11 protein-coding genes and 1 tRNA gene are annotated in these 11,588 nt (G+C 68.8%); 7 read left to right on the top strand and 5 right to left on the bottom strand.

All coding sequences use genetic code 11. The annotated features are described in order from the left end of the window. Positions 1-129: 129 nt before the first annotated feature. The 3 genes from IEW24_RS08270 (at position 130) to IEW24_RS08260 (ending at position 1,727) form a co-directional block, all read left to right on the top strand. Positions 130-206: transfer RNA gene (locus tag IEW24_RS08270), tRNA-His, on the top strand. A 160-nt stretch (positions 207-366) separates the two neighbouring features. Then, a complete protein-coding gene (locus IEW24_RS08265) occupies positions 367-1,410 on the top strand; it encodes a 3'-5' exonuclease (protein ID WP_188577073.1) in 1,044 nt (347 codons plus the stop codon). A gap of 104 nt (positions 1,411-1,514) precedes the next feature. Beyond that, complete coding sequence (locus tag IEW24_RS08260; protein ID WP_188577071.1) at positions 1,515-1,727, top strand: hypothetical protein; 213 nt, start codon at positions 1,515-1,517, stop codon at positions 1,725-1,727. Between the two features lie 74 nt (positions 1,728-1,801). Here the strand turns inward: IEW24_RS08260 and IEW24_RS08255 are convergent, their stop codons facing one another. After that, the gene (locus tag IEW24_RS08255; RefSeq protein WP_188577069.1) at positions 1,802-1,972 is read right to left on the bottom strand and encodes a DUF3309 domain-containing protein; all 171 of its coding nucleotides are present in this window, start codon (positions 1,970-1,972) and stop codon (positions 1,802-1,804) included. A gap of 151 nt (positions 1,973-2,123) precedes the next feature. Between IEW24_RS08255 and IEW24_RS08250 the strand changes: the two genes are divergently transcribed. Both IEW24_RS08250 and gst read left to right on the top strand, forming a co-directional pair. Beyond that, positions 2,124-2,336 (top strand): hypothetical protein, encoded by a 213-nt coding sequence (locus IEW24_RS08250; RefSeq protein WP_188577067.1) that lies wholly within the window; start codon positions 2,124-2,126, stop codon positions 2,334-2,336. 92 nt (positions 2,337-2,428) lie between these two features. Further along, positions 2,429-3,130, top strand: coding sequence for a glutathione transferase, Atu5508 family (gst, locus tag IEW24_RS08245; RefSeq protein ID WP_188577065.1), 702 nt, complete (start codon positions 2,429-2,431; stop codon positions 3,128-3,130). 16 nt (positions 3,131-3,146) lie between these two features. On the opposite strand, the gene IEW24_RS08240 is transcribed toward gst, so the two are convergent. The 4 genes from IEW24_RS08240 to IEW24_RS08225 all read right to left on the bottom strand — a co-directional run bounded on the left by IEW24_RS08240 (position 3,147) and on the right by IEW24_RS08225 (position 9,937). Beyond that, a complete protein-coding gene (locus IEW24_RS08240) occupies positions 3,147-3,455 on the bottom strand; it encodes a cupin domain-containing protein (protein ID WP_188577063.1) in 309 nt (102 codons plus the stop codon). Between the two features lie 121 nt (positions 3,456-3,576). Further along, a complete protein-coding gene (locus IEW24_RS08235; protein ID WP_188577061.1) occupies positions 3,577-6,465 on the bottom strand; it encodes an NHLP bacteriocin export ABC transporter permease/ATPase subunit in 2,889 nt (962 codons plus the stop codon). Further along, entirely contained in the window at positions 6,462-8,675 is a 2,214-nt protein-coding gene (locus IEW24_RS08230; protein WP_210324138.1) for an NHLP family bacteriocin export ABC transporter peptidase/permease/ATPase subunit, read from the bottom strand. The genes IEW24_RS08235 and IEW24_RS08230 overlap by 4 nt, the downstream gene beginning before the upstream one ends. Next, a complete protein-coding gene (locus tag IEW24_RS08225) occupies positions 8,672-9,937 on the bottom strand; it encodes an NHLP bacteriocin system secretion protein (protein WP_188577060.1) in 1,266 nt (421 codons plus the stop codon). The genes IEW24_RS08230 and IEW24_RS08225 overlap by 4 nt, the downstream gene beginning before the upstream one ends. 231 nt (positions 9,938-10,168) lie before the next feature. Here IEW24_RS08225 and IEW24_RS08220 point away from each other — a divergent pair, with 231 nt between their 5' ends. Continuing rightward, positions 10,169-10,597, top strand: coding sequence for a VOC family protein (locus IEW24_RS08220; protein WP_188577058.1), 429 nt, complete (start codon positions 10,169-10,171; stop codon positions 10,595-10,597). Positions 10,598-10,675: 78 nt separating this feature from the next. Then, positions 10,676-11,413: a type 1 glutamine amidotransferase gene (locus IEW24_RS08215; RefSeq protein WP_188577056.1), complete on the top strand. Its 738-nt coding sequence runs from the start codon at positions 10,676-10,678 to the stop codon at positions 11,411-11,413. Positions 11,414-11,588: the final 175 nt, after the last annotated feature.

Genomic DNA, 11,588 nt, shown 5'->3' with positions numbered 1-11,588 from the left:
GGGACTTCATCCCTTCCTGTGGACGACACCCCCTCTGCCACGCAGAAACAGGCACCGGCCCTCTTGCAATACGAAAAGCCTGCAAGTAGGTTCCGCACTGTCTCCGGTGCGTCGCGCCGGAAGGCCTTTGCAGCTGTAGCTCAGTTGGTTAGAGCGCCGGTTTGTGGCACCGGAGGTCGGTGGTTCGAACCCACTCAGCTGTACCATTTCCTTTCCGCCACATCGCTGGATCGACGCATGCCCGGAACGCAAGTCCGGGCTCTGGCTCTTCCGTCGCCTACCCTGCGACCTTAAGAGCCGCCTCCCGCGACTGGACAGTCTGCGGCCTGCCGCCACATCCTTGCTCCGTCCTGAGGGGGAACGGACATGCCGAACCGGCGCATCATCGTGCTCGACACCGAGACCACCGGCATCCAGCCCTATGACAAGATGGTGGCTCTGGCCGCGATCCGGTTCGATCACGGCACGTATGCGGGCCACATCTACCGCATCTATGACCCGCGCAAGGACAGCGATCCCGGCGCGTTTCAGGTCCATGGGCTGGATGACTGGCTGCTGCGCTTCCAGCCTCTGTTCGCCGACGAGGCCGACGAAGTGAAGGCATGGCTACAGTGGGCCGACTGTCTCGTCATGCACAATGCCGCCTTCGATCTGCGCTATGTGGAGCGGGAATTGCGCAAGGCCGAGCGCACGCCGCTCGACAAGCCGTCTTTCTGCACCATGACCGAAGCCCGCTCGCGCTGGCCGGGATCGTCCGCCAAACTGTCCGCCTGCCTCACCCGCTTCAAGCTGGGGACGCAGGATGCGCAACATGACGCCTTCCAGGACGCCTATCTGACGGCGCAGCTCTATTTCCGCATGCACAAGGTCACGATCCCGGACTGGCCGGAGACCTGGCCGCGCCCGACCAATCTCAAGTCTGCCCCGCCGGCCCCACCGCGCCCCTATCCGCGCCGGACGGTGAAGAAGCCCGCTCGGCCGGGCACAGGCTCGTCCATACCGATCGCCCCGTCTTTCGTGCCCCGCTCGCTCGGGGAGTTGGTCGCGGCGGCGCGGGACGCCCATATGCTGATCCGCTTCGTGGGCGTGCGGGCGCAGGTGCCGGAGGACGTCCAGCGGCAGGCCCTCGATGCCCATGCGCACTCTCTGCTGGCCGCGTTCGGTCTGACGCGGGATGAGGTGCTGCTGGATGCCCTGCGCAATGCCGCTATGACCCTGAAGGGCAGCCAGAACGGGGCCACCACCGCGTCGAAGCGGCTGGCGGAGGATGGCAGGGAACTGGCCGTCATCCTGCCGCTGCTGATGGATATGGTGAAAAGCGACGGCGCACTCAGCGCGGCGGAAAACCAGACCATCCGGCACATCTTTTCCACCATCCGTGCGGCCTCCCCGGAGGTCGCGGAACCTTAAGTTACCCCGCAGGTCCCGCGCGCCGGCAACCTCCGGTTTCCAGACACCAGCGACTCTGCTAACCGCAGGGCATTGCATAATCTTCCCGTTACGGAGCTTCTCCCTTGGCCGACCCGAAGGACCTGAAGGCCCGCGCCGAAGCCGTGTTCGGCGGCGCTCCGGCTGCCCCCGCCGTCTCCACGCTGGAGCGCGACGCCGAGGCCGCCCATGCCAAGATCGAGCGCCTGAAAGCCCTGCGCGAAGCCCGCGAGAAGGCTGAGGCCGAACGCGCCGAAACCGCCCGCGAGAAATCCCGCAAGCGGCGCGTCGAGGTCTGAGCCTCGTCCTGGCAGTCCGGCCCGACGCATCCCCCATTGGGAGGACGCGCCGGGAATAGCGCTGCCATATGGCTTTAAAGCACCGGGCCGTGGCCGATGCCGCCCGTGAGCAGCAGGACGATGAGCAGGATCACCAGGATTCCGCCCAGCCCGAACCCGTGGTTCCGGTAGCGTCCGCCGCCATAGAACATGCCGCCGCCGCCAAAGAGCAGAATGAGGACGATCAGGAGAACGAGAAGGCCCATGGTCTTATCTCCCAGTTGTGGCCTGTAATCTTGGCTTTAACGCTGGCTCTTTCTCCCTTGTTCCTGCCCGCAACCGACAAGCGCGCCGCCACGGCGCAGATTCTTTTACGGAACAGAACCCGCCCTCCAACGTTAAGCTTCTGTTGACCAAATGGGTGCGCCGTTCGCGCTGCGCCCGGAAAGGAAGCCAATGACGAAGATGGCGCCCCTGTCGCCCGCCGCCCAGAAGCGCCGCACCATCGAGGAAGCCGTTGACGCGGCCATGGTGCGCTATCGGCAGGAAACCGATGCCGTCGCGGCAAAAACCGCGCGCCTGCGCGCGCTGCGCGAGGCCCGGGAGGCGGAAGAAACCGACAAGCACTGAGCCCGACGGCCCCACGGCGCCCTCTCCCCGGCTCGGCTCGGCCCGGCCCGGCCCGAGCGGGGGAGCGGGAGCGGCTTTCGCAGGAGAGGCGCATGGCGGACTACACGCTCTATTACTGGCCGGTCCCCTTTCGCGGCGAGTTCGTGCGCGCGCTGCTGGCCTTTGCCGGCAAGACCTGGGACGAGCCCGATGCCGACGCGATTTCCGATCTCATGAGCGGGGCCACGGCGCGCCAGCCCGTGCCCTTCACCGGCCCGCCGGTGCTGGTGGACAGGAGCCGTGACGTCGCCCTCGCCCAGATGCCGGCCATCGTCCTCTATCTCGGCGAGACACTGCGCCTGTTGCCCCGCTCGTCCGCCCTGCGCGCCATGAGCCTGAAAGTGGTCAACGACGCCAACGACGTGATCGACGAGCTCACGCTGGATGGCGGACGGCAGATGTGGACGGAAAAATCCTGGCAGGATTTCATTCCCCGCCTGCAGCACTGGATGGGCTTGTGGGAAGACACCGGCCGCCGCCATGGGCTCAAGGCGAACAAGGGCTTCCTGCTGGGCGGCCGCAAGCCGGGGATCGCGGACATCGTGACTGCCACGCTGTGGTCCACCATGACCGACCGCCTGCCGCCCATCGCACCTCTTCTGGAAGAGGCCGCGCCGCACACCGCCGCCCTCGCCCGGCGGGTGAGCGCACTGCCCGCGCTGGCGGCGCAGTTCGCGGACAGCAAGGCGCGCTTCGGCGAAACCTATTGCGGCGGCCAGATCGAGGCTTCGCTGCGCAAGGTGCTGAAGACCTGACAGCCCTCAGGCGAAGTCAGAGCGCATCCGGCTTCTTGATCTCGATTTCCACGAAGGCCATGGGCGCGTCGGAGGCGTTCATCACGTCATGCTCCACGCCCTCGGGGCGCCGGTAGCTGTCGCCCGCCTTGCGCACCGTGTCGCTCACGCTGGTGCCGTTGTGCACGCGCATGATGCCGTCGGTGATCATCACCACGAAATAGGGCCAGCCATGGCTGTGCCAGCCGGTCACGGCGCCGGGCGCGAAATCCCAGCGGGTGATGCGGGACGCATCGTCATCATGCAGTACGGTCGGAACGGCGGGAACGGTGCACTCGAACGCCATGGACAGCTCTCCTGCCCGTCTCGCCGGGCCGCCTGAGTAGACACCGCCCCGGCCCGTCCCCGCAACGTCCGCCTGCTTGCACCCGCCGTCCGGCTCACCCGCAGATGAGCGCCGGCGCAGTTCACTCGGCCAACTGGCGGCGGGCGAAGGCGGTGAAGAAGCCGTTGCGTGCCATCAGCGCGTCATAGCTGCCCTCTTCCGCCACCTGCCCGTTGTTGAGCACGATGATGCGATCCGCCCGCTCCACCGTGCTCAGGCGGTGGGCGATCACGAGCCGGGTGCCGGCGATGCGGTTGAGGCTCGAAGTCACCGCCGCCTGCGTGCGGTTGTCGAGGGCGCTGGTGGCCTCGTCCAGCATCATGATGCGCGGCTTGCCCACCAGTGCGCGGGCCAGCAGCAGCCGCTGCACCTGCCCGCCGGAGAGGTTCGAGCCGCCGTCCGTCACCACCGTGTGCATGCCCATGGGCATGCGGCGGATATCCTCCTCCAGCGCCACCTGCCCGGCGGCCTCCCAGGCCGCCGCCTCGCCCAGTTGCGGGGCGCTGCCGAGGATGTTCTCCATCAGCGAGCCCGGCATCAGCTTGCCGTTCTGGAGCACCACGCCGCACTGGCGGCGCACCGCCTGCACGTCGAGCCCGGCAAGGTCCACGCCGTCATAGAGCACCACGCCCGAGGCCGGCTTCTCGAAACCCAGCAGCAGGCGGAACAGCGTGGACTTGCCCGTGCCCGAGGGGCCGACGAAGGCCACGAACTCGCCCGGCCGGATGGAAATGGTGAGATCGGAGAAGATGCGCGGCGCGTCCGGCTGATACTGGAAGGTGACGCGCGACAGCTCGATTGCCCCCGACAGCTCGCCGGGATCGGACTTTTCCGCATCCGCTTCCGGCAGAGTCTCCAGAATGGGCCGGGCATGCTCCACGATGGGGCCGAGGGTGGCCATCTGCACCGCCGTCGCCGCCAGAGTCCGCAGGCCCTCCAGCGCCGACGAGAAGGCGGTGACGAAGGCCACCAGCAGGCCGAGCCCGATGCCATCGGCCAGATCGCCATAGACGCAGACGGCGAACAGGACGGTGAGCGCGAACAGCGGAAAGCCGGTGCTCAGCGTGGTGAGCAGCCCTTGCGCACGGTCGGCCTCATATTGCGCCCGGCTGGTGGTGGCATAGAGCCGTGCCCAGCGGAAGAAGGCCCGGTCCTCGGCAGCGGCGAGGCGCAGCTTGGTGATGCCCGCCGCCAGTTCCAGCGTCAGGCCGGACATGCGCGCCTCGGCCCCGATGGCGGTGCGCTCATGGCGCACGCTGAGCAGGCCCAGCGCCAGCGTCAGCCCCGCCAGCAGAATGGTGAGCGCAATGGCCACCAGCCCCAGCCGCCAGCTGTAGGCGAGCATGACGGCATAGGACACCAGAGCGATGGCGCCCGTTGTGATGCTGCTGACCATGGAGGCGGTGAGCGCCTGCTCCAGCCGCGCCACGGCCATCACGCGCGTGCCGAGATCACCGGTGGTGAAGCCCCGGAAGAAACTGGTGGGCAGGCGTAGCATGCGGTCCATCACCGCCGCCTGCAGGCGGCTGCCCTCCAGCCCCTCGATGCGCAGCATGGTGAGCTGGAGCGAGAGGCGCAGCAGCAGCGTCATGGCCGCCAGCACCACCAGCGCCAGCGCCACCTGCGCCACCTTCAGCAGATTGTTGTCGGGAATGACGGATTCGAGCAGATAGCTCATGGCCACCGGCACGCCCATGGCGAGCACGCCGGCCAGCAGCGTGCCGCCGCCCATGGCGGCGATGTCGCGGGCGCGGGCCTTGAGCACGCGCAGGCCGATGTCCTTCAGCGTCAGCGCGCGGTCGGGCAAAGCCGCATAGAGGGCCACCGCATCGCCCGCCAGCCCTGCGGCCTCCTCGGGCGCAAGGCGGCGCTCCACGCGCTCGGCCGGGTCGAACACCGCATAGCCCTGCCGCCCCCGATAGATGAGGGCGAGCGGGGTCAGCGGGGCGGCGCGGAGCAGCAGGAAGGGGCCGGAATCGGTCTTCCACCAGCCCGGCTCCAGCCGCACGCGGCGGGTGCGCACGCGGCTGAGACGGGTCAGCGTGTCGAGATCGAAGGGGCGCTCATGGTCCGCCCGCCGGGTGGGCAGGCGCACCTCGAAGCCGATATCCAGCCCGAGATGGGCCAGCGCCAGCACCAGCGGCTGGTCGGAGGTGGGCGGCGTTCCGCGCGGCGCGCTGCTGCCGAGCACGGCGCCAAGACTGCCGAAGGCGAGATCGCTGGCCCGGCGGTTGCGCGCGCCGCGCTCACGCAGGCGGTTCAGCTCGTCCACCGCCGTCAGGCGCAAAGCCATGGGCAGAACGTCGATGGCGATGGCGTGGAAGCGGTCGAGGGCGGCGGAGAGCATACCCGAAGCCGCAAGGTCGGCGGTGGCGCTCGCGTCCGCCGTCACGTCGGCGGGAAGCGACAGCCAGCTGTCCGGCGTCAGGGGCACCGGCAGGCCATCCGCGCCCGCATGCTCCAGATCCACGAACAGGCCGTCCGCCGAGGTGGCACACCATGCCACCCCATGGGCCGCCGTCACCTTGGCTTCGTGGGCCAACGTCACGCTCTCGCCGCTCGCCAGCGGCAGATCGAGGCGCGGACGGGGCACGATCTGCCGCGCGATGGCGCGGGACATGGCGACGAGCCAGCGGTCCACCGCCTCCAGAGCCGGCACGCCTTCCACATCGCCCGAGGAGGAGAAGTCCGGGCGCGGCACCGCCACCACCTGCGTGTCCGGGGTGCCCGCCGCGAGGAACATCACCGGCGGAAAGCTCGTCTGCGTGTCGAGCCCGAACAGCAGATCGCCCGGGCCGGCCTCAAACAGATGCTGGCGGGTACCCGCGCGGCCGTCGTCCAGCACTTCCACGAGGAAGACCTGCACATCGCCCGAGAGCACGCGATAGCAGAGCGCCGGATCATCCAGCTTCAGCGGGTGGGAGCCGGTGACAAGCAGCGGCGCATCCGATGCGGAGACGGGAGCGCTCATGATTCCACCAGCCCGCGATAGGTACCGGCGAGCGCCATCAGTTCCTCATGTCGCCCGCGCTCGATCACCTTTCCCGCCTCCATGACGATGATCTCGTCGCAGTCCCGGATGGTGGAGAGGCGGTGGGCGATGATGAGGCAGGTGCAGCCGCGCCGGCGGATGTTGTCCATCAGCGCCTTCTCGACGGCGGGGTCGAGCGCGCTGGTGGCCTCGTCCAGCACAAGCAGGCTCGGCTCCGCCACCAGCGCACGGGCGATTTCGAGGCGCTGGCGCTGACCGCCGGACCAGTTGCGCCCGCCCTCCTCCACCCGCCCGGCATAGCCGCCCACGCGGGCAACGATGTCGTCATGGATCATGGCGTCCTTGCAGGCCCGCACGATGCGGCTCTCCGGCATGGACTCGTCCCAGAGCGTGATGTTGTCACGCACCGTGCCGTCGAACAGCAGGATGTCCTGATCCACCACGGCGAGGGAATTGCGCATCACCTCGCGCGGCACATCGCGGATCGGCTGGCCGTCCAGCAGCACCTGCCCGCCGATGGGATCGAACAGGCCCGCCACGAGGCGGCCGATGGTGGATTTTCCAGAACCCGAGGCCCCAACCAGCGCGATGCGCGCGCCCGGCATCAGGTCGAGATCGAAGGCTTTGACCACCGGCTCGCTCTGCGGGTTGTAGCCGAAGTCCAGTTTGTCCGTGCCCGCACGCCCCGAGAGCTTGCGCACCCGGCCCGTGGCGCTGGCCGGGGTGGCGGCCACGGTGGCGCCGGAGGGAGCGGTCTCGAATTCCCAGGCCATGTCGGTGGTGGCCACGTCGGTCATCTGGTCGAGCGCGCCGCGCACCTGCTTCAGCGCCGTGACCTGCAATACGAAGGCCGAAAGCTGGCCCGAGAAGACGCCGATCAGCGTCTGGAAGGCGGCCAGTTCGCCCACCGACATGCGGCCCTGCATCACCAGCCAGGCGGACACAGCCAGCACGACGCCGCGATTGGCCAGCATGAGGCTGTCGGGCAGCGCGCCGAGCAGCGCCTCGATGCGCCCGGCCGCCTGCCGCTCGCGCACCAGCAGCGCGAGATAGCCGGACCATTGGGCGAAGAAGGCATCGTCGGCGCCGCTGGCCTTCAGCGTCTCCACCATGTTGATGCCCTGGATGGCACGGCCGTGGGTCTTCACGGCGGTGATGCCCACCTTGCGCGCCCGCTCCTCAAGCCGCCCCTGCACGAGGGCGAACAGCCCCAGCATAAGCGCTGCGGCGCCGATGGTGATGGCCGCCAGCAGCACGCTGTAGAGGCACATGATGGCAGCGAAGAAGACGCAGCTTCCCGCTGCCAGCACCGCCCCCAGCGATTGCGTGCCCGCATGCATGCCCAGCTGCCGCGCCAGCGTCACCCGGCTCGCCATGGTGCCGGCGTGGCGCTGACTGAAGAAGCGCACCGGCAGGCGCAGCATGCGCCACACCATGCGCCCGGCCGCCAGAATGGCGATGCGCGTCTCAAGCCGCACCAGAACGGTGGTCTGGAGCGCGGTGAGGCCCCACTGGATCACCGCGGTCGCGAGCATCACGCCGATCAGCGGCCAGGCCCAGTCGGTCTGCCCTTCCACCAGATAATAATCGACGAAGACCTGCGTTGCCGCCGGCACCACCAGCCCCGGCAGGATAAGCGCGAGGCCGGCGAACATCGCCAGCGCGAAGGCACCGCGCGCGCCCTCCATGAGGCGGGTGAGGTCGCGCCACGTATCCGGCTTGATGCCGCCGGGCCGGAACTCCGGGCCGGGCTCGAAGGTCAGCACGATGCCGGAGAAGATGGCGTCGAACTCCTCCGCAGTCAGCACCCGGCGGCCGGCGGCGGGATCGTTGAGATAGACCTTCCTGCCGCGCACGCCTTCGAGCACGGCGTAGTGGTTCATGTTGATGAAGACGATGGCCGGCAGCACCGTGTCTTCCAGATGCTTCGGCTCGCAGCGGAAGCCCTGCGCGGTGAAGCCGTAGCGCCGGGCGGCGCGCACCAGATTGGAAGCGCGGCTGCCGTCACGCGACACGCCGCAGACCTCGCGCAGTTCCGGCAGCGGCACCCACAAACCGTGATGGGCCAGCACCATGGCCAGCGCGGCGGCGCCGCACTCCACCGCCTCCATCTGGAACACGGTTGGGGTGTGCTTCAGGCCGCCCTTGCGCGTGCTTCCCTTGGCCTCGATGGACGTCTGCTGGTTCACGGATCCAGCCCGAGGCTGTGCATCAGATTGTCGAAGGCGGGCAGCACGAGGGCGAGGATGCGCACCCGCTCCACCACCACGCTGCCCTTGATCACCGTGCCCGCTTCCACCGGCCGCGTGTCGCCCAGCGCCGAGGACCAGTCATAGCCGCTCACCGAGGCCGGATCGCGCTTCAGCGCAAGGCGCACCTCGAAAGGCGCACCGTTGTTCATCAAGCTGGTGACGAAGGCATCGTTGCGGATGGTCTGCAACACCGCCTCGCGTGTGGCCGGGGTCTCGGACACCTGCATGACGGTGGCATAGATGAAGCCGTCCCGCTCCACCCGCGCGGTGGAGGGCACCACCTGCACCGCCATGCCGGGCCGCACGCGCTTGCCGTCGGCGGGCGAGACATAGAGGATGCCCACCAGATCGTCCTGCGCCGTGCGGCCATCGGGCACGAGGCGCATCAGGCCGCCGCCCGCGCTCACCCGGTCGCCGGGCGAGACCGCCAGTTCGATCACCCGGCCGGCGGCTGGCGCGCGCACCAGCATGCGGGCATCGCGCTCGGCTTCCACCTCGGCCAGCTCCTGCCGGGACTGGTTGACCTTCGCCTCGGCCTCCAGCGCCTCGCGCTCGGCCTTGATCGCCCGCTCATCGGCTTCCACGGCGAGGGCGTTGATCGCATTGAGCGCATCGGCCACGTCGCGACGGGCCAGTTCTCGGTCGTTCTCGGTGAGCAGCACCCGGTCGCGGGTGGCAAGGCCCCGTCCCAGAAGATCGCGCTGGTTCAGCAGCACCTGCCCGAGATTGGCCTCGCGCTCGCGGGCCTGCTGGGCGGTGCGCTCCAGTCCTTCGCGGCGCTGCGCGTCGGCGCGGGTGCGCACCTCGCGCTCCCGGGCCTGGAAGGCGACGAGCTTGGCCTGATCGGCCTGCAACTGGGCGAGGCGCGCACGCAGCGTATCGGCCCGCGCATCCAGCACCGGATCTATGAGGGTGGCGACCACGGCGCCCGCCTGCACGGTGTCGCCCACCTTCACCGCCACGCCGGCCACCGGCGCGGTGGCGGGGGCCGACACCACGATGACGCCGCCGCTGCCCTGCAGCACGCCATTGCCCGCCACCTTGAGCGGCGCCGAGGCCAGCACCGACCACGCAAGGCCGCTGAACACCGCGCACAGGAACACGGCCAGCACCAGCCACCCCATGGGAGAGGCGACCCGCACCATGAGGTCGAGCTGATCGGGATCGGTGTGGCGGAACGTCGGGGCGTTTTGACTCATGTACGATCGGCGCCGGCGCTGAAATGTTGCTGACCATTCGTGCGCGAGCGCATGCGAAAAAGCAAGCTTGGCAGGGGGTAAAACCCTGCCATTCGGCACGCCTTCACGCGGTAGCCCGCACGGAACGCGCGCCATGGGTATCGGGTTGAGACAGGGGGCCCTTCGACCCCATATCCCTGCACCGAATCCCCTGCCCCGCCGCTGCGGCCGGCAGGCCCCAAGGAGACAGACATGGAAGCCAGCGAACTTCATCGCGGACGCCTCATCGACCATCTCCAGCTGGTGGTGGCCGACCTGCCCGCCAGCCGCCGCTTCTACGAGGCAGTGTTCGGCGTGCTGGGCATCCCCATCGGCGGCAGCGGCGACACCTATTTCTGGGCGGACGAGCTGTTCATCTCCTCAGCCGACAGCGAGGCGGCGCAGGGCCAGCTCACCGGCCGCCACCACCTCGCCTTTCAGGCGGCGGATCGGGCGATGGTGGAGGCCTTCCACGCGGCGGGCCTTGCTGCCGGCGGCCGGGACAATGGCGCGCCCGGCGAACGGCCCTACCACCCCGGCTATTACGCCGCCTTCCTGGTGGATCCGGACGGCAACAATATCGAAGCCGTGTTCCATGGTGAGGCAAAGCGCAGCGCAGCTTCGGTGAAGATCACGTTCTGAATCCGCCGTCGGCAATTCCCATCGGCGAGACTTTCGGCGAGACTTCGGCCGCCTGCCGATTCACGAGCCGAGGGCATCATGCGCATTCTGGTCTTCCAGCATCTCGACGTCGAACATCCCGGCGTCTTCCGTGATCTCTGGGATGCCAGCGGCCACCAGTGGCTGCCCGTGGAACTGGATGCCGGCGAACCGATCCCGCCGCTGGAAGGCTTCGACCTGCTGGCCGTCATGGGCGGCCCCATGGACGTGTGGCAGGAGGAACAGCACCCCTGGCTGATCCCCGAGAAGGCCGCCATCCGGCGCTGGGTGCGCGAGCTGAACCGCCCCTACCTCGGCATCTGCCTCGGCCACCAGCTGCTGGCGGATGCGCTCGGCGGCACGGTGGAGCTGATGCAGCGGCCGGAAGTGGGCCTCGCCACCATCGAACTGACCGACGCGGGCCACGCCGATCCCCTGCTGGCCGGCTTCCCGGCCATGGTGGAGACGCTGCAATGGCACGGCGCGGAAGTCAGCCGCCTGCCGGAGGGCGGTGTGGTGCTCGCGGCCAATGCCGCCTGCCCCATACAGGCCATGCGGATCGGACGGCAGGCGTGGGGCTTCCAGTATCACATGGAGATCACGCCCTCGACGGTCGCCGACTGGGGCCTCATCCCCGAATACAGGGCAAGCCTGGAAACGGCGCTGGGCGCGGAGCGCGCGGCGGGCCTTGCCGCCGAGGTGGCCCCGAAGCTCCCCGCCTTCCGCGACAGCGCGGAGCTGCTGGCCGCCAATCTGGAAGCCCTCGTGGCGCAGGCATCGCTCAAGCGGAGTGCGTGAGCGCGCAGTCCGCCAATCCGTGATGCCGCAGGCGCCTTGCCCAATCGGCACGGCCCCCACCTAAACCCGGCAACCGCCCCGTTTATGGTCATCTGCCCGTCTGGAATGCATCAAAATCGCGCGCAACGGCGGTCCGGTACCGTCGATAAATAGCTTGCTGCTCATCTGGAATACC

Origin of the sequence: Azorhizobium oxalatiphilum (assembly GCF_014635325.1) — a bacterium.
Taxonomy (GTDB): domain Bacteria; phylum Pseudomonadota; class Alphaproteobacteria; order Rhizobiales; family Xanthobacteraceae; genus Azorhizobium; species Azorhizobium oxalatiphilum.
The sequence above is the reverse complement of the archived record's forward strand: the minus strand, read 5'-3'. Positions and strand labels throughout refer to the sequence as shown.

Bases quoted from the DNA above. Each gene is read 5' to 3' on its own strand.
- IEW24_RS08265 (WP_188577073.1), top strand. From the start codon at position 367: ATGCCGAACCGGCGCATCATCGTGCTCGACACCGAGACCACCGGCATC.
- IEW24_RS08255 (WP_188577069.1), bottom strand. From the start codon at position 1,972: ATGGGCCTTCTCGTTCTCCTGATCGTCCTCATTCTGCTCTTTGGCGGC.
- IEW24_RS08250 (WP_188577067.1), top strand. From the start codon at position 2,124: ATGGGTGCGCCGTTCGCGCTGCGCCCGGAAAGGAAGCCAATGACGAAG.
- gst (WP_188577065.1), top strand. From the start codon at position 2,429: ATGGCGGACTACACGCTCTATTACTGGCCGGTCCCCTTTCGCGGCGAG.
- IEW24_RS08240 (WP_188577063.1), bottom strand. From the start codon at position 3,455: ATGGCGTTCGAGTGCACCGTTCCCGCCGTTCCGACCGTACTGCATGAT.
- IEW24_RS08235 (WP_188577061.1), bottom strand. From the start codon at position 6,465: ATGAGCGCTCCCGTCTCCGCATCGGATGCGCCGCTGCTTGTCACCGGC.
- IEW24_RS08225 (WP_188577060.1), bottom strand. From the start codon at position 9,937: ATGAGTCAAAACGCCCCGACGTTCCGCCACACCGATCCCGATCAGCTC.
- IEW24_RS08220 (WP_188577058.1), top strand. From the start codon at position 10,169: ATGGAAGCCAGCGAACTTCATCGCGGACGCCTCATCGACCATCTCCAG.
- IEW24_RS08215 (WP_188577056.1), top strand. From the start codon at position 10,676: ATGCGCATTCTGGTCTTCCAGCATCTCGACGTCGAACATCCCGGCGTC.